Raw genomic sequence first — 24086 nt, forward strand, 5'->3', positions numbered from 1 at the left:
GGGCGAATGAGAGAGCTGCGCAGATGCCCGGTCACGATATCTCTAATCCTGTGCGCGATTTGCGTCTACGTGCTGTTCGGTCCGGTGCGTTATTCGGGGCCTGTGCAAAGCTTGCCCGACCATCTGTTGTTCGTGATCCGGCATGGCGATCTGAGCCATCTGACACTCAACTGTGTGATGATTTTCATCGGCGGCTGTCTGACCGAACCTCGCTTGGGCAGTACCGGAACCGCAGGCCTTGTGATCCTGAGCGTCGTTGCCGGCACAGTGGCAGAGTTCGTTCTGGTCGGACCGGGGTTCGTAGGGTTATCAAGCGTTTCCTATGCCCTTGTTGCCTTTGGTCTTGTAGCAGCGGGACCGCCAAGCCAACGTGTTTGGGCGCTTGCGCTGATATGCATTCTGCTCGTCGCCGAGTTTTTGTACCTGCGGTCTCAGATCGCGGTTTTCACCCATATTACATCCGCGTTGGTCGGGGGAGGTCTTGCCTTGTTTAATGCGTTGTTCGGCTCGAAGGGGCCGACCCTCACGCCTATGGAATGGCGGCATGTATCGCCTGCCATTCAGATCATCGCCCAGACCGATGAAGATGACGCGGCCGAGGCTGAAGACAAATTTGTTAACGAGGGCACCCAAAACATGTTTGTCCTGCAAGATCGGGGCAACGTGCTCGGTCTGATCGGCTACAGTATTGACGAAGATGTACCTGATGTTGCGTGGCTGTCCTGGACCTACCTGGATCAGGCCCAAACCGGCAAAGGGTTGGGCGGGCAGATGTTGAACGACATGCTGGGTAAGCTTGCGCAGCTACAGATCCGCAAGATTTTCATCGAAACCAGTGACTACGAAGAGTTCGGCAAGAAAATCTATGCCGCCGCGCATAAGCTGTATGAAGAATTCGGGGCAGCGGTCGAGTTGACCGTTCCTGGGTATCACAGCCCGCGAGAGGCGAAAATCATCTATGGATTGGATAATCCGGATGCGCCCGAACTACCGCCTGCCCATCCTGCCTCAACCACAGGTCTGTCTGTCGTTGACCTGCAAAAGGCCGCGGAAACCAACGATGTAGCGGGACTACGCTGGAGCGAGTCCGGTACCGGGTTGAACGGGCTGGATCAGCAGCTTTCGCTGGCTCGCACGCAGAAATATCGCATGGCCATTCTTACTGTCCCCTCTGATCTGTCCGACGCACATGCAGCCGAATTACAGGGGCAGGGGATGAAGAAATGCGGTGCGCTCAAAGAATTCTACGGCAAGGACCTGCACCAGGATTGGTGGTCCTATGACCTTGATGAAACCTGAAAACACAGTCTTAACTCGATAGGAGAAATTATGTTTGGAAATCTAAAAACAATCGTCATTTTGGGCGTTGTGGGCTTCATAGGGTATTCGGTGTTCCTGGCCCCGAAGTCCGAACAGACCGCCGATCTTGGGCAGGTTCTGGACCGGACCGAATTTGCGATCAACGAGTATCAGGAATATCTGACAGCTAACAGCATCGCCGAAGCCTCGGACGATCAAGTGGAAGAGTTCACGGAGTATCTCACCCAGATCATGAACTCGGAACCGCGCTTTTATGACGAGCCGCTGGGTCTTGAAATTCTATCCGACGCCAAGTTCTCGGGTTATGCAGACGCTAATGCAAACGGCGCACGAGACTCGGATGAAGGTGAGATTTTTACCATCGAGATTGACGAGGCCAACAGACGCCTGATCGCCACTGACACTACTGGTGAGTCCGCTGGCCTGCGTTTCTCGGGCGCCGGCTTCCTGGCCGGTGCGCTGATTGGCAACCTGCTCAGCCGACAGCGTTCGGCCGGTATCAGCGCCTCAAGCTTCAACAACCGGAACGTGACGCCGCGCGCCAGCTATTCAGCTCCGCGCAGCGCTCGCGCTGGTGGTCTGCGCGCCGGTAAATAAGGCACCGCGTCCGCAACATACTCCACTCTGGCCCGGCGCTAATCGCGTCGGGCTTTCCAGTTATTCGGAATTCAATATGACCGACACTCTGACACCGCGTTACACAGAGCTGCCACGCCGGCAGGCGATGGTTCTGCTTGGCGCGATCCTTGTTGTTGCCCTGTGCGGCATTGTCTACGAACTGATCATTGGAACGGTGTCCAGCTACCTGCTGGGCAACTCGGTCTATCAGTTTTCACTGACCATCGGGTTTTTCATGTTTGCTATGGGGGTCGGGTCATATGTCTCACGCTTTTTCCACGGCAACCTGATCCAAACGTTTATCTGGGTTGAACTGATTCTGGCCTTGGTCGGCGGCCTGTGCAGCGTGTCATTGTTCATGCTCTTTCCCTATGCGCCGTGGTTCTACACGGTGGGAATGTTTACCTTTATCTCGACCATCGGGTTTCTCGTCGGTTTGGAAATTCCGCTTTTGATGCGGGTCTTGTCCGAAAGCAGTACCGCGCGGGAATCCATCGCCGACGTGCTATCACTTGACTATATCGGAGCACTTTTCGGATCTGTTTTGTTTCCAATCCTGTTGCTTCCATCGCTTGGACTGATTTCATCCTCATTCGCCATTGGCCTGACCAATGCCATGGTCGCTTTGCTGAGCGTCCTTTGCCTACGCGACCAGTTGGATTCACCCAAACGGATGCTGGTCAGCGCAATCGCGACCATCGTTTTGCTGTTCGCGCTGACTCTGCTGGCCGGGCGCATCACTGCGTTTGCGCAGGACCATCTGTATTTTGACCGTATCGTCTGGCGTAAGCAGTCGCAGTATCAGTCCCTGGTCGTCACCAACACCTGGCAGAAAAATGACGTGCGCCTTTACATCGACGGCCACCTGCAGTTCGCCGAAGCGGATGAGTATCGCTATCACGAGGCGCTGGTCCATCCGGTTCTGTCATGGGGGGAAAACGCGCCCAAGTCCGTATTGGTTCTGGGCGGAGGCGACGGGTTGGCCGTGCGAGAGATCCTGAAACATCCCAGCGTCTCGCGCATCGACCTTGTTGATCTCGATCCGGCGATGACCGACTTGGGGCGCAATCTGGCCCCCATCGCGCGCCTGAACGAAAACAGCATGGAAGCCTCGATTCTGAACGTCTTCAACACCGATGCATTCAACTATGTCAAATCCACCGATCAAACCTACGATCGGATCATTATAGACTTTCCCGACCCCCATAACGAAGCGCTGTCAAAGCTCTATTCGATCGAGTTCTATGCCATGGTGAACAGCATTTTGAGCGACGATGGTGCTTTGGTCACTCAAAGCAGCTCTCCCTTCTTTTCACCGCATACCTATTGGACGATTTCCGAGACCCTTTCCGAGATTTTCCCGCAGGTGGTGAACTATCAGGTTTCGATCCCGTCATTCGGAGTTTGGGGATACAACCTTGTGGCCAATGATCCGACGGCGACACTGGGCGAGGTTCCAGAGAGTGCGCGCTTTCTGACATCCGGTGTCTTTGAAGCCGCCCAAGTGTTTTCCGAGGACCTTCTTCCCAAGCGAGAACTGGCGATTAATTCCATCTTTGACCCAGGAATCTATCACGAATACTCGCGTGACGTTTCTGGCTATTGAGCTAGGTTTGCGACCGATCGATTTCCGTCTAGCTGTATGGTTCGCCGTGGCTGAAACAGGCGGCGAGCATGCCTGATCTATTCTGGTTGAGCGACGTACAGTTGGCACGCCTTGCGCCCTTTTTTCCAAAGCCTCATGGGAAGCCCCGTGTTGACGACAGGCATGTGTTGAGTGGTATTATTTCATTAACCGCAACGGGTTAAATTGACGAGATGCGCCCAAAGACTTTGGTCCGCGCAAGATCCTCTTTAACCGTTGGAAGCTGTGGAGCGATTAAGGCATCTTTGCCTAGATGCTGGTCGGCCCGGCAGCGAATGGCGACACGCTACGAAAGATGCCAAAAGCCTTTCTCTTCGCAATCGCTTTTGCTGCACTCGTTATTTACGGGTTAGATATCCTGAAACTAACAGTTGCGTGAGATTTCGCGTCTGGGTCTAAGAAAACTTTGCTCTCTTAGCTGTCTCAATTCAATACTGAAACACGTGGCTTTTTGGCGGAGAGTTTATTGCGATTTAGTGTAGGCATTGCTGTGTCAATTCTGGTGGCTGTGTCTATCGGAGTATCGACGTTTATTGTTCATTCCCTGTGGTGGACGACAGCGCGCGACAATAGCCGCATGCTTGCAGCAGAAATAAACGGCCAGATCGCAAACACTGTCCGTATCGAGGTGGGCGTGACGCTCAGGTCGGCCGAAGCCGCTTGGGCGGCCGTTCGCACGATCTTTGTTCAGAACGTCATCGCGACGCGACAGGCCGACAAGCGGGAGTTTGTTTTTCTGTCACAATTGCAGGCACAGCCGAATATCTCATGGATGTTCTTCGGTTGGCCTGACGGGAATTTTTTCGCGTCACATCGCCTGGGTGACGGTGGGCTTGAGATGATTGAAATCGATGAGGGAATCCGCGACCGAATGCTGCGGAAAGACCGCTACATCTTCATTCCCGGTGACATACAGTTCGAAGAGCGGACCTTTACTGAAACATCTTATGATCCGCGCGAACATGCCTGGTTCAAAAACTTCATGGGCCTCAATTCCTCTGGGTGGATCGAAGCGCGCGACCTTCCGGATAGTGACAGAACCGTTTACGCCTTTGCCGGTCCGATAGACGTCAATAGAGCGCGACAAGGCGTTCTGGCCGTTGCGATCGAAACGGATCGTTTGTCACGGTTTCTTGCCACGCTTGCGCCCGGCGAATTTGGCGCGGCGTTTATCTTGAATGCCGATGGAAAGGTTATTGCGGTCCCCGATGCCGAAGCGGATGAGGTTACTCCGGCGCGCATGGGCGAGGGCAAGCTTTATGAAGTAGCAATGATCTCAGGCGAAAGGCTGTTGGCTGACCCACAAGCAAATGCCTCTGGTACATTGACGAAACGTGTCGTCATTGAAGGCGTGCCTTATGCGGTGGCGCTGACGCCCCTGGGGTTTTACGGCTGGCGCGTTGCCACAGTCATACCTGAAGCGGCCTTTCTTTCGGGGATCGACGAGACACTGATCAATCTGATTTACGTTTTGATCATTGTGGTAGTTGTCGCAACCGGATTAGCGATCTGGCTGATCCGCAAAGTTGTGGCAAATCCGCTGGCACGCATTGCCGAAGACCTCGGTAAAATTGAGCGCTTTGACGTCGAGCAGATTGAGCGCAGACCGTCCAAACTGTCTGAGCTTGCCAATCTTTCTGCGGCCACCGCCAGCATGGCGGCTGGTTTGTCAGCATTCCGAAAATACGTACCCACGGATCTCGTGCGCATGCTGCTTGCTGAAGGTATCAAGATACAGCCAGGCGGAGAGATGAAGCAGATCTCTGTTTTGTTCTGCGATGTCACGGGCTTCACTGGGCTGTCCGAAAAACTTGGCCCCAAGATTGCCCAACTGATGGAGCCCTTCTTCAGCGCGGCCTCGACGGCTATCGCTCACAATGGTGGGACGATCGACAAATTCATGGGTGATGCTGTGATGGCGTTTTGGGGGGCGCCGCGCAAGGATGTAAACCACGCTGAAAACGCTTGCCGCGCAGCATTGGACCTTGTCGCTGCAGTGGACGCGTCCGGAATTCAAGATGATGACGGCACTCCCTTGCGTGTCAGGATCGGATTGAACAGCGGCGAGGCTCTGGTCGGAAACATCGGATCAGAGCAACGGTTGAACTACACCGCGATTGGCGATGTCGTGAACGTTGCCAGCCGATTGGAAGGAGCCAACAAAGATTATGGCACGCTGATCCTCATTGGACCGGAAACGAGACAACAGGCAGCCGACACAATCGTGGTGCGCGAACTGGACACGCTAACCGTATTTGGGCGCGTTGAAGAGCTTGTGGTCTACGAACTGATAGCGATGGCAGGTGGGCGTGGCGGATCATTTGCCTGGATAGAGACCTATGAACAAGGCCTTGCGCACTACCGGGCAGGGCGGTTTGAAGAGGCTCTTGCCGCATTTGAGGTTGCAGACCGAAAACGAAATGGAGATCCCGCCTCAGTCGCAATGATGGCCCGTGCCCAAAGCCTGTTAGACAAGCCTCCACCAGAAGACTGGCGCGCAATTACCAGTACCAAAAAATAGTAGTAGCCACATCCGCCTAAGTTAGGTTCAGGCCCCCTTTTTTGATTTTCGTTTTGTGGTGCGGTTCACGGCGCGCAACCGACCGGTAAATATGTCTGACCTTTTCTGGCAAGCCGACGCCTTGATTAGCCCCATCCGAGTGGTCCAGTTTGAGCGTGAGTGCAGGATTGGCCTTGGGTTCCATAGTAACGATGAACTCCGGGCCGTTGTCCGACCTGATGTAGGCCGGAGTGTGGCGCAAGATGAACAGGTCCATCAATGCACCAAAGACTTCTGTCGAGTTCAGCATCCGTATCGCCAGGAACGCTTTCCCGTCATCGGTCCGATGAAGAACGAAGTCATGTGACCAGACATGATTACGATGTTCCGGTCGGAGTCGAACACACGACCCGTCCACAGCGCGGCAGGGCATTGCGAAGCAAAATCCTCAGAGGATTCAGCCAGAGACGCCCCATCTTTGTTTCATTGGCACTTTGAGGCCCTTACGTCGCCACAGGCGCTCGGCACGCTTGTTGTTGATCTGCTAGCCCGCGTCACTCAGAAGGGCTGCGATAAGGCTTTACCAGTATCGACCAGAATGGCGCATCAGCTTGATCGTGTAGGTAGCCAGCCAGTCTTCGCCGGCACGTCCAACTGGCAACCGTCTCTGCGTGGGCCGATGCTGACCCAAAACACGGCAGATCCGCCGCTCGGACACCCGCATCTTGTTACGAATGTGATCAATGCAAGCCCGGAGACTTGAAGGGCTAAGTAGTTTCCCTGTGCTGCTTCAGACCGGATCAGCTTGCCCAACGTGAGGTGTGACACGGCACGACGCAGCCGATCATTCTCCTGCTGAAGCCGCTCTAGCTCCTTAAGTTGGTCGGTTGCCATACCGCATACTGCTTACACCAGCGATAGAAGGTCTGTCTGTTGTCCGCACTTATCGCATGGTGTCTACGCGCAGCATCTCTTGGCCGTAAAACGCCTCAACCTTCCATAATTTAGTGACAATCACTTCCGGGTTGTATCGTTTGACTATCAGATCTGACCCTCGGGTACCTAACTATAGGGGCGGAACAATTTAGTGGTGGAGGATCAACATCATTTAATCGCATAATCAATCTTATGTTAATTTATTTTTCTTGTAGTTGTCTCCTTGTTACAAAACCGACGCCAGAAACCATCATGGTTGACCCACACGAATTCATCTACCATCCTATTTGCGTATAGCTTGTTTTATTGTGCGAACCTGCACGTTTGTTTTGGCAAGGTCGATGAAATGACCGATAGTTCACAAAAGACCTACGTGCATGACACTCATCGTCTGCGCGACCCCGCGCACACCCTAAGCATTGTGCAACCATTTCTTCGGGAAATGGGTATAACTCGGATCGCAAATCTGACCGGCCTGGATCGGATTGGTTTGCCTACCGTCATGGTTGCTCGTCCCAATTCCCGATCTGTTGCGGTGTCACTTGGTAAGGGACTGTCGTTACAGGCAGCGCAAGCTTCGGGCGTTATGGAAGCGATCGAATCCTGGCATGCCGAACGTGTGCGACTTCCGCAACGGCTTGCCAGATATACCGATTTGGCTGATGAAGCGACCGTTGTGGATGCGGAGCGATTGCCTAAAGTCACCGGCGCGCAATTTGATCCCAATAGCAACATGTTATGGGTCGAAGGCCGGGATTTGAAAAGCCAACACGCCTGCTGGGTTCCGCTTGAGATGGTGGACACTGATTACACTTCCGCTCCACTCGCCGGACAACGCGCCTTTCCCAGAACAACAAACGGTTTGGCTTCGGGAAATAATGATGCCGAAGCGCGTTGTCATGCGATTTGTGAATTGATTGAGCGTGATTCAACGACGCTGTGGTCTCATCATACCACGACAGCGCGCGTTGATCTCGGCACTGTCGACGACTCAAGATGTCAGGCGGCCATTGAAAAAGTCACCGGCGCAAATCTGGAGATCGGGGTGTGGAACACCACGTCGGACATCGGAATTGCCAGTTTTCGCTGCGTGATCTGTGAGGCCGGTGGGCAGCCCGGTCACATCGGCATCGGCGATGGATGCCATCCGGATCGAGCAATCGCGTTGCTGCGCGCGGTGACAGAGGCTGCTCAGACCCGGCTGACCTATATCTCGGGCGCGCGAGATGATCTGGATCCGGAAGAATTCACTGACCAGGCGCAAACGGATCGGTGTAGATATGTGCGGGATCTGATCGATCGTGCCCCTCCGACAGAGAATTTCCAGGACTGCCCGACGCATTCAACCAAGACATTCGAGGATGACCTGGCTTTGTTGTTGAACAGGTTAGAGGCCGTCGGGATTTCTCAGGTGGTGATCGTGGACTTGTCTCGGCCTGAATATGATCTTTCGGTTGTTCGGGCGGTCATACCGGGCTTGGAGGCGCCGCACGACGACTCGGATTACGTACCGGGCCTAAGAGCGCTGCAGATCAGGCAGGAAACCGCATGAACGTTGTCGTATTTGTGGGCCCTACCCTGCCAGCACACGAAGTCACCGCGCAGTTGAATGCTGCGATCCTGCCCCCTGTTCAGCAGGGTGATGTCTATCGCGCAGCCAAGGATCAACCGCACGCCATTGGGATCATAGATGGGTTCTTCGAAGGTGTGCCCTCGGTTTGGCACAAGGAAATCTTGTGGGCGATGGAACAAGGGATACCGGTATTTGGCAGCGCCAGCATGGGTGCCCTGCGTGCAGCGGAACTTGCCGATTTTGGAATGATCGGTGTCGGCGGGATCTTTGAGGACTACCTCAGCGGCGTTTTGCAGGATGACGACGAGGTCGCGGTTCTGCACAGCCCGGCAGAGCTGGGGTTTCAACCGCTCAGTACACCGATGGTGTCTATCCGGGCCACAGTCAAACAGGCGCAGGCTCAGGGGATTTTACCTTCTGAAAGCGTCGCCACTATCCTAGAGCATGCGAAATCCAGACATTATCGGCACCGCATCTGGCAGAATATCGGCAAAGAGTTAAGCGACCTGCCCGGAATGGTGGCCTTTTTAGATTGGCTACCCGACGGCCAAATTGATGCCAAGGCAGATGACGCACGGGCGATGCTGGCCCTTATGGCGGATTGCCTGTCGCAGGGCACCCTACCCCCAATTTCCGTAACGCGGACCGAACCAACATTGGTGTGGAAACAGTTGCGCAACCGCATCGACACCAACGAGGCACAGAACCACGCGGTGATCGACGAGTTGAGGTTAGACCCCGTGCTTTACACCGAATTGCGCAACCGCGCAGTGCTGAGCGTAATGGCACAGGAAGAAGCCGCCGAGCTGGATCGGCAACCTGATCGTGACGCCCTGATCCGGCAGATGACGGGCCACAGGGCCAAGGCTGGATTGTCTCATAAAACGCATTTGATGGAATGGTTGACCGCCAATGATCTGAACCTTGCGGAATACGAGGACATTCTGGCAGATGCCGCCCGGATCGATGCGACGGTCGCCGCGCGTTTGACGCAGTTGGAAGGGCCATTGCTGGCCGAACTGAAACGAACCGGAAATTACACCGATCTACGGGAACGGGCGGCCGCCAAGGAAAAAGCTGCGATTGTGAATGGGCAACTTTCGGGCGCAGATCGTCTGCGAATGGTCGTGTGGTATTTTGAAACGCGCCTTAATCGGGACGTGCCGGATAACCTGGACAGCTACGCAACCTCGCTTGGCCTATCCGGGCGCGTGGAACTTGGTGAGTTGATCGAAGCAGAGTATTTGTTTTGCCACAGGAGTGCCTGTGCGGACGTCCCAAAAAGCAAGGTGACCTCCGCCCAGCACGAGGGGTCGATTGATGAACACACATGAGACTGTAAGCGACGAAGAACCCGGCACACGGTTCCTGCTATATCCGCAATCACCTTTTCTGGAGCCGGGTGCGCAACCGGAGCTTGTCGAAATTTCGGCTCCGCAAGGTAGCATCGGACCGGGCCCATCCGGACCACGCATGTACACTGTAAATCCTGTCGGCAAAACCACACCTTACGGCGCCATCGTTCCGGGGCCAAATGGACCGGGTATGTATCTGCCACCTTGGGACGGATACATCCAACCGCCCGCGATGCCCGATGAGTTTGGGAATTTCTTTCATATTGCCCCATCCGACCCCGCATTTGAGGCGGCGCATTTGTTCGGGTCGGCCCATTTTACAATGGATGTGTGGCAAGGGTATTTTGATCGACCAATCCCGTGGCATTTCGCGCGCGATTTTGACCGGCTTGAACTATCCCTGCTACCCAGTCTGGACAACGCACATATTGGTTGGGGGTTTCTGGAAACGGGCGGCACACACGAAGATGGAGACGAGTACCGTCCATACAGCCTGAACTTTGACGTTGTCTCCCATGAAATTGGACATGCCATTATCTATAGCGTCATTGGTATGCCGTCAGACGGAGATGCGTCGGGCGAATATTACGGATTTCACGAGTCCGCTGCCGATATGGTAGCCCTTCTTGCGTCGCTGCATTTTGGTTCTGTTGTTCACGCTTTGTTGAAAAACACGCGGGGCAACCTGTACACATTCAATCGTCTGAACCGGTTTGCCGAACTGGGGGAAAACGCGCAAATCCGAATTGCCGCCAACACACGGTCCATGTCAGAGTTTGCGGCCGGATGGACCAGCGAACACGACCTGTCCGAACCATTGACCGGAGCGATGTTCGACATTTTCGTAGATATTTATCACGAACGCCTGCTGCTGCATGGGCTGATCTCACCTGAAGAAGAACACCTGTCCGATCAACTGGAAGACTCTCCGGATTACGGCGAGGTTATGCAGGGTGTGTTCGATGCCCGTTATGCCGAAAACCCCGAAGGTTTCCGGATTGCTTTGCTTGAAGCGCGCGATTTTCTGGGAACCTATCTGGCCGAAACATGGGAGCGGCTGGATGCCGATATGCTCAGCTATTTCGGTGTTGAAAAGGCCCTGCTGGCGGTCGATCAGGAAGTCACTGGCGGTGCATTTAGTAACATCATCGAAGGCAACTTCCGCATACGTGATATTGGTTTGACATCTGCCGGTCCACGTCTTCCCGATCCCGAAGAAGACAGCCACTCTGCTTCGGTTCGTACGCAGGTGCCGGAATGACGTGTAAAATTCTTTATTTTTAAGCGGTTTTATGGCATGCAATCGGAAGAAGATTATTGGAACGCATTTGCTCGAATATTTTTCGAGTTTATTTTGAGGGGGAGATGAGGGTTCTGGCTTCGTCGATCCCATAATTGGGAGAGAGAGATATGCCTGAATCCTTACTCAGTTTTTCTGAAGTGTTGATATATGGCCGTGAGCTCGAAGATTTAGAGTACAAACGCATTCCGTCCAAAGGGAAGGGCGCCAACAAGCATCTCGACGATCAATTTGGGGTGGCAAAAGGGGAGAAAGGTCCTCGGTTCGCCAAGATTTATGGCTTTGCTTTTGAGGGCACCTATTACGATATGCCGGAGCCAGTGATATTTCTGGTTCATGGCAAAGGTGAGCTGGTCGCTGATCCCAATAAACCTGCAGACGACGCATCCCGAGCGCCGCAAGACCCGAGTATTGGCGGCGTCGCAGCGGCTGACTATCAGGTCGCCGATGGCATCCGCGTCTGGCGGTACGACAAATCTGACCAGACCATGCGTATGGACGTGATGACCGGCCAGTTCGAACAAGTCCTGCTGGACATCTATTTCGGCTTTGACAGCCCGGCCATAAGCGGTGCCAAAGTCAGTGGCGCGAAAGTAAGTGGGGCCAAGGTCAGCGGTGCCAAAGTCAGTGGCGCGAAGGTGAGTGGTGCCAAAGTCAGCGGCGCAAAGGTACGCGGCGGCGACTAAATCCAGTTTTCGAAAGTAAGCTCAGTGGCACCGGAACGCGGTGCCCCTTTGCATTTTAGAAACCGGCCTTTTTCAGACCTTCCACAAAGTGCTGCGTGTCTTCCTCTAGCCGATCCGGTTGAACGGTTGTCCACCGGGCCAGCGAAAAGTTCGGATGCGCCTCGCGGTGCTTTTCCCTTATGAGGCGGGCCATGTCCGTTTGACCCAGCTGAGCATAGCTGGCGGCCAGCATACGCTGCCCTTCAGTCGGATTGTTCATCTTGTTGACCGTCTCAATTACATCCTCATAGCGTCTGAGGTTGTAATACGCTCCGCCCAAGTGCCAAAGGTACTGATCCGGGAAATAGGGATTTAGACGCATTGCCTGCTGAAGATGCGTTATGGCCGTCTCGTTATCGCCCGAATGGGCCAGAGCATCGGCAAAGTCAGAATGCATATCTGCGTCATTTGGGTTTAACGCCAGCGCCCTCTGATAGGATTGGATGGCTGCGTCATGCTCTTTGCGGTACAGGTGCACATAGCCCAATTCGCCGAAACCACGCGCGTCGGTCGGGTCCAGCTCAATCGCGCGCTGCGCCAACATCAGCGCCTTTTCCAGGGATTGTGACGGCTCTTCGGCCCAGGAATAACGCCAGTCGATATTTAGAGTTCGCGACAGCGCTGCTGCAGCACGAGCATATCCTTCGTCCCGTTCAAGGGCTGATTGATAGAAATTCTGTGCCTTGCGGTTGTCGTTTCGGGTGTATTTGAAGATGTGGTGCTGACCTTGAAGGACCGAACCATAGGCCTCAAGATCGTTTGGAACCGCCTGAATCATGCGCTGTTTTTCATGCGACTCGATCATCACCGCAGTGGCCGCCACAATGCACTCTGTGACCTCATCAAGAATGTCGAAAATATCGTCAATCTTGCGATCGAACCGTTCGCCCCAGATCGTGCGCTCGGTGTTGGCATCAATCAACTCTGCGGAAATCCTGATCCGACTTGCTGACCGACGTACGCTGCCGCGCGCGACATAACGGACATTCAATTTTTGCGCGGCCTCTTTCGGAGGCATCGATTGTGTCCTGAAGAAAAACGACGAGTTCCGAGCGATGATAAAAAGGTTCCGGAACTTGGACAGATTCATGATGATGTCGTCCGTCAGACCTTCGGCGATCCAGCTGTCGGACTCATCGCCGCCAGAGCTGCTGAAGGGAAGAACGGCCACCGACGGCGTATCCGGCCGTTCGAATATGTCCCCTTTCAAATCCGGGCGCATCGTGCCAGCCATTGTTGCGCCGGCCACTTCGCTGCGGACGCAGTAGGTCGAGACAGGATTCATGATGTTCTTGAGCTGTTTTGGCCCCAGAAACTCGTACCCATATCGCAGGCGATTGCAGACCTGATCATACACGGCAGAGCTGACATAGACCCGCTCAGGCTCGGCTATCTCTTGCAACCGGGCCGCGATATTGACGTTGTCGCCGTGAATGCCACGTTCGTCTATCAGTATCTCACCAAGGTGAATCCCGGCCCGGAACTTGATTCGCTGATCCTGCGCGCGGGTTTTATTCTGATCGCTTGCGATTTGATGCAATTCGACCCCGAATTCTACTGCGCTGGTGGCAGTTTCGAACAGGGCCAAAATCCCGTCCCCACGTACCTCAACCACTCGGCCGTTGTACTTTGCGCACGATGCCTCAAGCAAAGAAATCAATGCTTTCAATTCATTATAGGTATCCAGCTCATTCTCGCTCATAAGCCGGGAGTATCCTACGACATCGGCGAACAATACTGCGCCAAGCCGTTGAGTAATTGGAATGTCAGAAATTGTCGTACTCACAAGTGTTACTCTTTTTTCGGATTCATAGCGGACCCGTAACCAACATATATCAAAAAACGTTTTTGACGACCGAAGCAGTTTTGATCGGAACTGATCACACCTCTGCGATCCGAGGTGGCCATGACCAGTCGGCGCAATCATTCGGCCCCAAAGTCACGATCGTATTCGCATCCAGTTCCTGTGCCAAAACGTTTCGGCGAACCATCCACTCGGATTTCAGAATGCCCACAACAACCATATCTTGAAACTCACCTTCAGCGAACCACGCTTGACGCATTGTCCCTTCAATCTGGAATCCTATCTTCGCAACAAGATCACGGCTGTGATGATTGTCCTCACGATAATAAGACGTTATGCGGTTCAGCCCCAACTGTCGAAATGCCAGATCCAGCACCAAAGCAGATGCCCGGAGCCCGACGCCGGATCTGCGCATTGCCTTGTTGACGAAAACTGCAACCACTGCATCGCGATTGATGTTCGAGATAGACTCGAGTCCGGCCAACCCAACGGCCTCACCTGCGGAGGACTCGACGATAAACCAACATTTGCGGCTGGCATCGGAAGACGTAAATGAATCTCTCCAAAATTCTTCGGCATGCGATGTATTGAGGGGCACGCGCGTTGTACGATCGAAACGCGCAAGGTCTTCAACGTCCTGAAACCAACTCAGAACGGAATCCAGATCTGCCCTTTCCATCGGACGCAACCTGAACGTGTTTTGTGAATTGTTGCTCACGATAAATAGTACCTTTGAAAGAAATCAGTAAAATCTGCTCGGACACTAGCACAAAAAATTCAAAATTACGAAATGAGATTACAGTATCTCTGTCCTCTGTTTAATTCACCACAAGAATTGAGTTTTTGGTGCAGGGGGTCGATAAGTGTGCTGTCCGGTCAAATACAACGGAATTTCCCATCCGCACCCCTGTTGGCTAATGATGGCCGCGGACGCTCTGAGCAAAGGGAACACTATCAATGAAATTACTGCGGTTCGGTCCCAAGGGCGCGGAAAAGCCCGGTCTTCTGGATGCCAAGGGCGCAATTCGTGATTTGTCGGGTGTGATTGATGATCTCACAGGCGAGTTGCTTGGCGATGAAGCCCTGGACCGATTGCGCAGGTTGGATACCGCAAGCCTGCCTCTAGTGGATGGTCAACCGCGGATTGGCGCTTGCGTCGGTCAGGTCGGCAAGTTCGTCTGCATAGGTCTGAACTACGCCGATCATGCGGCCGAAAGTGGGATGGAGCTGCCGCAGGAACCGGTAATCTTTTTTAAGGCAACTTCGGCCATTATTGGCCCCAACGACACGGTCGAAATCCCTCGTGGCTCGGTCAAAACCGATTGGGAGGTGGAACTGGGTGTGGTGATCGGGAAAGAGGCCAAATACCTCTCGGAAGCCGAAGCCTTGAACCATGTCGCCGGTTATTGCGTCATCAACGACATATCAGAACGCGATTTCCAACTGCACCGTTCGGGCCAGTGGGTCAAAGGCAAATCCGCCGACACGTTCGGTCCTATAGGTCCATGGCTTGTGACACGGGATGAGGTACCCAATCCGCAGGACCTGCAGATGTATCTTGAGGTGAACGGGCAACGGTTTCAGAATGGATCGACCCGAACGATGCATTTCGGCGTGGCGACAGCAATCTCTCATCTGTCGCAGTTCATGTCGCTGCAGCCGGGAGATGTGATTTCGACAGGCACCCCTCCGGGTGTGGGCATGGGCCAAAATCCGCCGACCTATTTAAAACCCGGCGACAGGATGGAGTTGGGCATCAAAGGCTTGGGTGTGCAACGGCAGAACGTTGTGCAGGGCTGAGCCCCCTGTTTGTGCAATTGTCACAATTTCCCGCAAAAGAAAAAGGGCTGAAAAGTCACTCGGGCCAGGGCAGTGAATAAGTTTTGACGTTGGTGAAAAATTTCATCGCCTCGATCACGCCTTCCTTGACGCCGTTGCCGCTGTCCTTGATGCCGCCAAAAGGAGACATTTCGATCCGGTAGCCGGGCTGTTCCCAGATGTTGCAGGTGCCAACGTTCAACCCGTTGATGTAGGTAATCGCCCGGTTCAGATCATTTGTACAGACACCCGCAGACAAACCAAATGCGGTGCCGTTTGAGATCTGCATGACTTGCGCATCATCATCTGGAACACGAACGATCGGCACGATTGGACCAAATGTTTCTTCCATCACCAACTCGCTGCCGTGGGGCACCTTGTCGACGACGATCGGCGGCAACAGTGCACCGTCGCGGCCGGGGTGATAGAGGATTTCTGCGCCCTCTTGCGCAGCCTTCAGCACGCGGTTTTCGAACAACTCGGCGGCTTGTGCGTGGATCACGCAACCCAATTGCGTTTCTGGGTCCTGAGGGTCACCAAACCGGATCGCTTTTGCCTTTTCCAGAACAAGTGGCACAAATCTATCTGCCACGCTTTCCTGAACCAGAATGCGTTTGATCGCGGTGCAGCGTTGCCCCGAATTCCCTGTGGCCCCGGCCACAGCTATACTGGCGGCCTTGTCCAGATCGGCGTCATTCAGATCATTCAGCACGATCAGAGGATCGTTGCCGCCCAACTCCAGTGCCTGCCGTTTGTAACCCGCCTTGGACGCGATCATCTTGCCTACCGGCACACCGCCCGTGAAGGTGACTATGTCAATGTGTTCATTGGTGATCATCTCATCGCCGATATCTTTTGGCCAGCCAGTCACGACCTGAAACATTTCGGGCGGCAGCCCTGCCTCGTACAGTATGTCCGCCAGCGTCAGGGCCGTCAGTGGGGTCAGCTCGGTCGGTTTGCAGACCATGCTGTTATTGGTGGCAATGGACGGTGCAATCTTGTGGCTGACCATGTTCAGAGGGTGATTGAACGGTGTAATTGCGCTGATGGTTCTGACCGGCTCGCGTTTGGTGAAAATCTTGCGCGCCTTGCCGTTGTGGGTCAGATCGCACGAGAAAACCTCACCATCGTCCTTCAGGGCCTCGGAGGCAGCGAACTGAAAAACGTCCTGCGCGCGCCTGGTTTCATAGATCGAGTGCTGATGGCAGATGCCAAGCTCAAGCGTCAGCCATTTTGCGAGGATTTCGCGATTTTCACCAATCAACGCGCCGGTGCGCCGCAAAATCTCGCTGCGTTCGTAACGCGTCAATTTGGGCGTGTAATTTGCGGCGATCTCAAAAGCTTTGCGTACATGTTCAGAAGTGCCGGCAGGGACGGTACCGACAACCTCACTCGTGTAGGGGTAGTGGACCGGGATTTTAGCATCGGTAAAGACAATCTCGCCGCCAATACGCATGCCTTCGTTGCGGATACCGGATGTGTTCATGATAATGTCCATGATAAAGGGGCCAACGCTATGCTGGCAAAAAGCGGTGCTTCAAAATTGCGCAATGGCAGGCGCAGCGAAGTGTCGATCACGCAATTGAAGATGAAGGGAACGCCCCGCTCGGTCAATCCACTGTGGCAGTCCAGAGCTGGATTGCACCTCGGTATCCAAGTCTCACCAACGGTCTTAGTTGCCACTTTCGTGCGACCACGATCTGCGGAAGTTATGCGGCGAAACATTGTACCGGCCTCGGAAATGAACCGAAAGCCTGTCCGTGCTGGAAAACCCGGATGCAAAGGCAATCTCGGATACGCTGAGGTCGGTTTCATTCAATAGGGCGAAGGCGCGATCCAGCCTGAGGTTGTTGTAATACTGGCCGGGCGACATCTTTGTATGCTGCTGGAACAGCCGTTCCATATGGCGTCTGGACAGAGACGCCTGATCCGCCACCGCCTCAAGGCTGAGCGGCGATTCAATGTTGTCCCGCATGACTTGGACAGCTTCGACCAGCTTGCCGTTGCGCGTCCCCAAAAGGGCCGAGACGGGCGAAACCTGATTGCTGCCACTTTCACCGACCCGCCGATGCAGACACATCTCAGACACGTTGATGGCCAGGGCGTTGCCGAACAATTCCTCGATCACTTCCAGCATCATATCGGTGCTGGCGTGCCCTCCCCCGCAAGTGCGCAGCTTGCCGTCAATCTCGTACAGGCTCTGGGTTGGTGTCATTGTCGGAAAATACTCGCAAAACCCGGGGCGATTTTCCCAATGAACGGTGAACTTTCTGTCGCCGATCAGGCCGGCTTTGGCCAAGGCAAATGCCCCGGTGCAGATACCGCCAAAATCACATCCATGTGCCTTTTGCCGACGGATCCAATTCAGAACCCGGGTGTCAAACGAGGCCATCGGCTCAGTGCCGGAACACACGAAGGTATAGGCCCCCTGCTCTAGATCATGCATGGGTTGGTCGGCTTGAATGCGGATTCCGTTCGAACACGTGACCGGTGCGCCATCTGCGGACAGGACGTACCATTCGAACAATTGCTTTCGGGCCAGTTGGTTTGAAATACGCAAGGGTTCAATCGCAGCGCTAAACGCCAACATCGTGGTATTAGGCAGCAACAGGAAATGAAAGGCCTTGGGTGGTCCATCATAGGGAACGTCGACGGAAATCGCCCCCCTGGGCAGGAAACGTTGGCTGTCCACTACACCCCTCCTTCGCGTTCGAATACCGCATCGTCGCTGGCCTGCTGAAACGCTCGAGCAACTTTAAGTTATCAATAGATGTAAGACCCTTGGAAATCGAACGCTCATTTTGTATTTTGGATACAACTTACACCGACCGAGACCACTCTTATGCCCAGAACCCGCGCGATCGCACGTCAAAGTCTTCCGGAAGTCATCACAAATGATCTGCGGGAACGTATCCTAAGCGGAGAGATGGCCGAAGGTGAAACCATCCGGCAAGAGGCCCTTGCCGAGGATTATGATGTTTCGCGCATGCCGATCCGCGAAGCTCTGAAACGGCTGGATGCCGAAGGCCTTGTGCAGCTGACTAACAACCGTGGTGCATCGGTGACTTCGCATTCGCTTTCGGAAATTGGCGAGATTTTCGACCTTCGGGTTCTTTTGGAGGTCGACCTGTTTAAAAGGTCCATTCCGCAGATGACGGAAGCTGATTTCGCCAGGTGCGAGAAGCTGCTCGATGACATGGAAAGGTCTTACGAAGCTTATAATGTCGGGCGGTGGGGCAGCCTGAATTATGAATACCACAAAGCCCTTTATGCGGCTGCTGATCGTGGGCTGACCAATGAGATTCTTCAACGGGTCAATCTGCAATCGGACCGCTATGTCCGTATGCATCTAAGCGTCATGGAACAGCGCGAGCCCGCCAAGCAAGATCACCGACAGCTTTTGTCGCTGGCACGCAAACGTCAGGTTGATCCCGCAGGTGAACTGCTGACCAAGCATATTCAACGGACCAAGGATCAGTTGCTGGCGATGGTTATCAAGACACGGAAAGGCGAATCCGGCTGAAGGTCCCCCATCCCTACCCCAGTGGATGCAGGCACGCCACTTTGTGGTCTGTCCCGCTCAGTTCTGGCGGCGCGGCGCGGCATTCTTCGGTTGCAAGCCAGCACCGTTGTGCAAAGGCACAGCCTTTGGGGATGTTCATCGGGGACGGAAGCTCGCCTTCCAGTTTGATCCGATCCTTTCGCGCGTCGGGATCTGCGCGAGGCGTCGTCGACAAAAGAGCCTTGGAATAAGGATGGCGAGGGGCAGCAAACAGCTTTTCTTTCGGAGCTTTTTCAACCGCGCGGCCCAAATACATGACAATTACGTCGTCGGCAAAGTGCTTTACCACCGACAAATCATGCGAAATGAACAGATAGGCAAGGTTCAGACGTTCCTGCAATTCGACCAGCAGGTTCAGAATTTGCGACTGGATTGAGACGTCCAGTGCTGAAACCGGCTCATCCAACACCAGCACCTTGGGGTTCAGCATCAAGGCGCGGGCAATCGCAATCCGCTGCCGCTGCCCGCCCGAAAACATGTGTGGGTAGCGGTCGTAATGTTCGGGGCGCAAACCCACGAGGTCGATCATTTCACGAGCGCGCGCCTCGCGGTCGGCTGCGGACATCTCGCGGCGGTTAATTATCAATGGCTCTTGCAGGATTTGACCGATCCGTTGGCGCGGGTTGAGCGAGCCGTAGGGATCCTGAAACACAATCTGCACAGTTTCACGCATTTGGGCCCATTTCGACGGAGATATTTCAACGCCATCGATGGTCAGACTACCCGAGGTCGGTTCTTCGATCATCGTCACCACCCTTGCGAGGGTGGACTTCCCACAACCGGACTCTCCTACGATCGCCAACGTTTTGCCCGGCCGCAGTTCGAAGTCCACGCCAGACAAGGCCTTTACCGTTGCGGCCTTCGACAACAACCCGCCTTTTACGGTATAAAACCTGGCCAATTCACTGGCCTGAACGATGGGGGCGGTCATGCCAGCTCTCCGGTTGTTATCTTTTCAACGTAATGGCAACGCGCCTTGCCGAACTCCGCACTGTGCGGAGTTGGGGGCAACGATCGGCACAGATCATCAGCATATTGGCATCTGGGGCTGAACAGACACCCTTTTGGCCGGTCAAACTGCCCTGGAACGACGCCGGGAATAGTAGGCAGCATCTTCGACGTCGCCCGTTCCGGAAGCGCGTTAAGCAACGCAGTTGTGTAGGGGTGACGCGGGGTGCGGAACAGGTCTTTGACTGCCTGCTCCTCGACCTTTTGGCCAGCATATTGGACCTGCACCCGCTCGGCGGTCTCGGCGACAACGCCCATATCATGAGTGATAAGGACCAAACCCATGCCCTGTTCGTCCCGTAGGCGAACCAACAGATCAAGGATTTGCGCCTGAATTGTCACGTCCAGCGCAGTCGTCGGCTCGTCCGCAATCAACAGCTTGGGTTTGCAGGCGATGGCCATCGCTATCATCACCCTCTGGTTCATGCCGCCGGACATCTGGTGCGGAAACGTGTTCAGGCGGCTTTCCGGTGCGGGGATGCCGACCTGATCAAACAGCTCTATGGCGCGTTGGTGGCGGTCCTTTCGGTTCAGGCCCAGGTGGATGCGCAAGGCTTCCTTGATCTGGAAGCCGACCGTAAAGCAAGGATTCAGCGAAGACATCGGTTCCTGAAAAATCATAGCAATGTCCTTGCCGATGATCTTGCGCCGGTCACGGGCCGAGATTTTGGTCAGATCAATGCCTTCAAAGCTTAGTTGGTCGGCCGTAATCGTGGCCGTCCAGGGTAGCAGACCCATCAATGCCAGCATCGACACCGATTTGCCCGAGCCGCTTTCGCCGACGATGGCCATCAACTCACCCTTGTCGACCGACAGGTCAACACCATCCACAGCGCGGAACTGACCCGAGGCGGTTGCGAATTCGACAGTGAGGTTTCGGATATCCAACAGGCTCATGTCTTCAGCTCCGCTTTAGCTTAGGGTCCAGCGCGTCGCGCAGACCGTCGCCCATCAGGTTGATGGCCAGCACCGTGACCAGGATGGCCAGACCGGGGAACGTCACCACCCACCACGCGCGCAGAATAAATTCACGCGCTTCGGCCAGCATGGTGCCCCATTCCGGCGTGGGCGGTTGCGCGCCCATGCCCAGAAAGCCAAGGGCTGCCGCATCCAGAATGGCGGTTGAAAACGACAGTGCCGCCTGAACGATGATCGGAGCCAGACAATTCGGCAGCACGGTCTTGAACATGAGCCGGGCCTTGCTGGCACCGGCGACGCGGGCAGAGGTCACATAGTCCTTTTGCCGCTCTGCCAACACAGATGCCCGGGTCAAACGCACGTAATGCGGTTGAAACACAATGGCGATGGCGATCATCGCGTTCGTCAACGAGGGGCCAAGGATGGCAACCAGAACCAGCGCAAGCAGTAGCGAGGGGAAGGACAGGATGATATCCATCACCCGCATGATCATCGTATCGACCCATTTGGGCGCGAAACCCGACAGCAGGCCGACAATCACCCCGCCCGTCACGGCCACACACACCACCACGATGCCGACAAAGAAGGAATAACGTGAGCCCATGATCAGCCGCGACAGCATATCCCGACCCAGCGGATCGGTGCCCAACGGGAAGGCCCAACTGCCGCCTTCTTGCCACGCAGGCGGTTGCAGAATGTGATTGCGGAACTGTTCAGTCGGGTCGTAGGGGGCCAACAAAGGCGCAAAGGCCGCACAGAAAACAAAAGCTGCAAAGACCCAAAGGCCCATCACCGCACCGCGGTTTTCGCTGAAATAGAACCAGAACTCTCGCAGGGCACTGGGGCGGTCTTCGGTTTTTGGTGGGGTCGCGGACAATTCAGCCATCATCGCCTCCGGATTTTGGGGTTGATGACGCCGTAAAGGACATCGACCAGCAGGTTCACCAGCATGACGATCACGGCGATCATCAGCAGGCCGCCCTGCACCACCGGGTAGTCGCGGCGGAAAATGCTGTCGACCATCCACTTGCCGATGCCAGGCCAGCTAAAGATTGTCTCGGTCAGGATCGCTCCGGCCAGCAAAGTGCCGACCGACAGGCCGATCACTGTAATCACCGGGATCAGCGCATTACGCAGCGCATGCAGCCCATTGATCCGCGCGGGGGCGAGGCCCTTGGCGCGGGCCGTGCGGATGTAATCCTCACCCAACACTTCCAACATGGCCGAACGGGTCTGGCGTGCAATCACGGCCAAAGGGATCGTGCCCAAAACGATGGTCGGCAGGATCAAATGGCGTACAGCCGATCCAAACGCCCCCTCCTGCCCGGACAGCAGACTGTCGATCAACATGAAGCCCGTGACGCTTGGAAAGTAGTACAGCAGGTCGATCCGGCCTGAGACAGGCGTCCAACCAAGGTTGCCGGAAAACACGATGATCAACAACAGCGCCCACCAGAAGATCGGCATGGAATACCCGATCAGCGCGGACGACATCAGCGCCCGGTCGAAGAATTTGCCCCGGTTCACAGCGGCAATAACGCCCGCAGGAAGCCCCAAAGCCACTGCAAAGATCATGGCACAGATCGACAGTTCCAGCGTGGCGGGAAACAGGGCAAAGAATTCGTCCCAAACCGGCTTCTTGGTGACAAAGCTTTCGCCCAGATCACCATGTAACACGCCAACCAGGTAGTCCCAGTATTGCTCTAGCACCGGTTTGTCGAAGCCCAACTTCTCGACCATTTCTTGATAACGTTCTTCGGACATTCCGCGTTCACCGGCCATGACGATGATCGGATCGCCTGGAAGCACCCGAATGAACATGAACGAGATCAGTGTTACGCCCAGAAATGTCGGAATGAACATGCCGAGGCGGGTAAGAAAATAGCCAAACATCAGCGGCCTATGATTGTTAGTTCTTTGGGAAAGCTGGTCAGCGACCGGCAACCGTCGTTGGTCACCAATACGTCATCTTCGATCCGAACGCCGAAATTGTCCAGATCATAGAGGCCCGGCTCGTTTGTCCAAACCATGCCCGCGCGCATGATCTGGCCGTTGCCACGCATGATGTAGGGCGCTTCGTGCACATCGCGGCCCAGCCCATGACCGGTCTTGGTGCGGATACGATCTGCATAGGGCGAGGCCTCGAGCACGCTGGTCACCGCGTCGTCGATATCGTGGGCAGTGACGCCAGGCCGGCAAGCTTCGAACCCGACCAGGTTGGCCCGCAGAACGGTGTCGTAGACCGCCCTGCCCTCATCCGAGGCTTCGGCGACAAAAAAGGTGCGTGTGATGTCGGCGGCAAACCCATGTTTGCGTGCGCCGAAATCGAACAGCAGCGCGTCGCCTGCTTTGATCTGATAATCCGCGCGTGCTTTACCATGCGGTTGAGCCGAGTTTCCTCCGGCCGTCACGATGGGCGAAAATGCCAGCGACGCAGCCCCTTCTGCGAACAGCGCCTGGATCAATGCTTGTTCAACTTGTACTTCTGTTTGGCCAACGCGAACATCCGCAATGACCCGCTCCAGCGCTCGCTCCGAGATATCGATCGCCGCTTGCAGCGCTGCAATGTCATCGTCTGTCTTGATGATGCGCAGACCGGATATCTCTCGTTCCGCGTCCACGATTCGCAGCTCGGGCAATGCACGGGTAAAGGCCTTAGAGACAAAGACGCGCATCACCTGCCCCTCGACCGCGAGAGATCGCAGCGGCATATGTTTAGCCAGTGCCGCGAAGGCATCGTCATAGCCCGTCTGATCGCGCCAGTCGAAGACAGCGCCGTCAAACCCGACCAGCGCCCAAGAGCCCAGTTCTAGGTTCGGCACAATCGCTGCCGGTACGCCTTCGGCCGGGATCACGACCACAAAGGGTCGCTCGTTGCTCATGAAGGGTTTTACCAAAGCGCGGGTAAAATTCGGACCGGGCACCAGTGCCACGGCATCTACTGACATGTCCTTTGCCAGTTGTTGGTACTCGGACAAATCCGGCATTCGCGCCGACCTCCCAA

At 55.0% G+C, this 24086-nt stretch carries 19 protein-coding genes and 2 pseudogenes; 11 read left to right on the forward strand and 10 right to left on the reverse strand.

Annotated elements, in window-relative coordinates:
• Positions 1-6: 6 nt before the first annotated feature.
• The 5 genes and pseudogenes from AC2FD9_RS11495 to AC2FD9_RS11515 all read left to right on the forward strand — a co-directional run bounded on the left by AC2FD9_RS11495 (position 7) and on the right by AC2FD9_RS11515 (position 6104).
• Positions 7-1299, forward strand: a complete 1293-nt coding sequence (locus tag AC2FD9_RS11495; protein ID WP_496760936.1) for a GNAT family N-acetyltransferase — start codon at positions 7-9, stop codon at positions 1297-1299.
• 30 nt (positions 1300-1329) lie between these two features.
• On the forward strand, positions 1330-1917 hold the full coding sequence (locus tag AC2FD9_RS11500) for a hypothetical protein (protein ID WP_282119451.1): 588 nt from the start codon (positions 1330-1332) through the stop codon (positions 1915-1917).
• 76 nt (positions 1918-1993) lie between these two features.
• Entirely contained in the window at positions 1994-3544 is a 1551-nt protein-coding gene (locus AC2FD9_RS11505; RefSeq protein ID WP_496836942.1) for a polyamine aminopropyltransferase, read from the forward strand.
• A gap of 68 nt (positions 3545-3612) precedes the next feature.
• Positions 3613-3818, forward strand: a pseudogene (locus tag AC2FD9_RS11510) (transposase); the annotation flags it as partial.
• Positions 3819-4049: 231 nt separating this feature from the next.
• Positions 4050-6104, forward strand: a complete 2055-nt coding sequence (locus AC2FD9_RS11515; RefSeq protein ID WP_496836944.1) for an adenylate/guanylate cyclase domain-containing protein — start codon at positions 4050-4052, stop codon at positions 6102-6104.
• A 190-nt stretch (positions 6105-6294) separates the two neighbouring features.
• Here the strand turns inward: AC2FD9_RS11515 and AC2FD9_RS11520 are convergent.
• Positions 6295-7128: pseudogene (locus AC2FD9_RS11520) on the reverse strand (transposase family protein); the annotation flags it as partial.
• A 237-nt stretch (positions 7129-7365) separates the two neighbouring features.
• On the opposite strand from AC2FD9_RS11520, the gene AC2FD9_RS11525 reads away from it, so the two are divergent.
• From AC2FD9_RS11525 to AC2FD9_RS11540, 4 genes are all read left to right on the forward strand, one after another.
• Positions 7366-8571, forward strand: coding sequence for a YcaO-like family protein (locus tag AC2FD9_RS11525; protein WP_496836945.1), 1206 nt, complete (start codon positions 7366-7368; stop codon positions 8569-8571).
• Positions 8568-9926, forward strand: coding sequence for a TfuA-like protein (locus AC2FD9_RS11530; protein WP_496836947.1), 1359 nt, complete (start codon positions 8568-8570; stop codon positions 9924-9926). The genes AC2FD9_RS11525 and AC2FD9_RS11530 overlap by 4 nt, the downstream gene beginning before the upstream one ends.
• On the forward strand, positions 9913-11208 hold the full coding sequence (locus AC2FD9_RS11535) for a gluzincin family metallopeptidase (protein WP_496836948.1): 1296 nt from the start codon (positions 9913-9915) through the stop codon (positions 11206-11208). The genes AC2FD9_RS11530 and AC2FD9_RS11535 overlap by 14 nt, the downstream gene beginning before the upstream one ends.
• Before the next feature lie 149 nt (positions 11209-11357).
• Positions 11358-11933 (forward strand): hypothetical protein, encoded by a 576-nt coding sequence (locus AC2FD9_RS11540; protein ID WP_496772827.1) that lies wholly within the window; start codon positions 11358-11360, stop codon positions 11931-11933.
• Positions 11934-11988: 55 nt separating this feature from the next.
• Here the strand turns inward: AC2FD9_RS11540 and AC2FD9_RS11545 are convergent, their stop codons facing one another.
• Both AC2FD9_RS11545 and AC2FD9_RS11550 read right to left on the reverse strand, forming a co-directional pair.
• Positions 11989-13758: a tetratricopeptide repeat protein gene (locus tag AC2FD9_RS11545; protein WP_496836950.1), complete on the reverse strand. Its 1770-nt coding sequence runs from the start codon at positions 13756-13758 to the stop codon at positions 11989-11991.
• Positions 13759-13852: 94 nt separating this feature from the next.
• A complete protein-coding gene (locus tag AC2FD9_RS11550) occupies positions 13853-14494 on the reverse strand; it encodes a GNAT family N-acetyltransferase (RefSeq protein ID WP_496756045.1) in 642 nt (213 codons plus the stop codon).
• Between the two features lie 239 nt (positions 14495-14733).
• Here AC2FD9_RS11550 and AC2FD9_RS11555 point away from each other — a divergent pair, with 239 nt between their 5' ends.
• On the forward strand, positions 14734-15576 hold the full coding sequence (locus AC2FD9_RS11555) for a fumarylacetoacetate hydrolase family protein (RefSeq protein WP_282119442.1): 843 nt from the start codon (positions 14734-14736) through the stop codon (positions 15574-15576).
• 55 nt (positions 15577-15631) lie between these two features.
• Here AC2FD9_RS11555 and phnY read toward each other — a convergent pair whose 3' ends face one another.
• The gene (phnY, locus tag AC2FD9_RS11560; protein ID WP_496836953.1) at positions 15632-17092 is read right to left on the reverse strand and encodes a phosphonoacetaldehyde dehydrogenase; all 1461 of its coding nucleotides are present in this window, start codon (positions 17090-17092) and stop codon (positions 15632-15634) included.
• Between the two features lie 174 nt (positions 17093-17266).
• Positions 17267-18286, reverse strand: a complete 1020-nt coding sequence (locus AC2FD9_RS11565; protein ID WP_282119440.1) for a GlxA family transcriptional regulator — start codon at positions 18284-18286, stop codon at positions 17267-17269.
• A 150-nt stretch (positions 18287-18436) separates the two neighbouring features.
• On the opposite strand from AC2FD9_RS11565, the gene AC2FD9_RS11570 reads away from it, so the two are divergent.
• A complete protein-coding gene (locus AC2FD9_RS11570; protein WP_496836955.1) occupies positions 18437-19117 on the forward strand; it encodes a GntR family transcriptional regulator in 681 nt (226 codons plus the stop codon).
• A 13-nt stretch (positions 19118-19130) separates the two neighbouring features.
• Here the strand turns inward: AC2FD9_RS11570 and AC2FD9_RS11575 are convergent, their stop codons facing one another.
• From AC2FD9_RS11575 to AC2FD9_RS11595, 5 genes are read right to left on the reverse strand one after another with little or no spacing between them, the layout of a single operon-like run.
• Positions 19131-20087, reverse strand: coding sequence for an ABC transporter ATP-binding protein (locus AC2FD9_RS11575; RefSeq protein ID WP_282169490.1), 957 nt, complete (start codon positions 20085-20087; stop codon positions 19131-19133).
• A complete protein-coding gene (locus tag AC2FD9_RS11580) occupies positions 20084-21061 on the reverse strand; it encodes an ABC transporter ATP-binding protein (protein WP_058277169.1) in 978 nt (325 codons plus the stop codon). The genes AC2FD9_RS11575 and AC2FD9_RS11580 overlap by 4 nt, the downstream gene beginning before the upstream one ends.
• A gap of 4 nt (positions 21062-21065) precedes the next feature.
• On the reverse strand, positions 21066-21971 hold the full coding sequence (locus AC2FD9_RS11585) for an ABC transporter permease subunit (RefSeq protein ID WP_082649183.1): 906 nt from the start codon (positions 21969-21971) through the stop codon (positions 21066-21068).
• Entirely contained in the window at positions 21968-22975 is a 1008-nt protein-coding gene (locus AC2FD9_RS11590) for an ABC transporter permease subunit (protein WP_058277167.1), read from the reverse strand. Before AC2FD9_RS11590 ends, AC2FD9_RS11585 begins: the two co-directional genes overlap by 4 nt.
• Complete coding sequence (locus AC2FD9_RS11595) at positions 22975-24069, reverse strand: M24 family metallopeptidase (RefSeq protein WP_496836957.1); 1095 nt, start codon at positions 24067-24069, stop codon at positions 22975-22977. The genes AC2FD9_RS11590 and AC2FD9_RS11595 overlap by 1 nt, the downstream gene beginning before the upstream one ends.
• Positions 24070-24086 lie beyond the last annotated feature (17 nt).

Source organism: Ruegeria sp. YTSC230, from assembly GCF_059609665.1.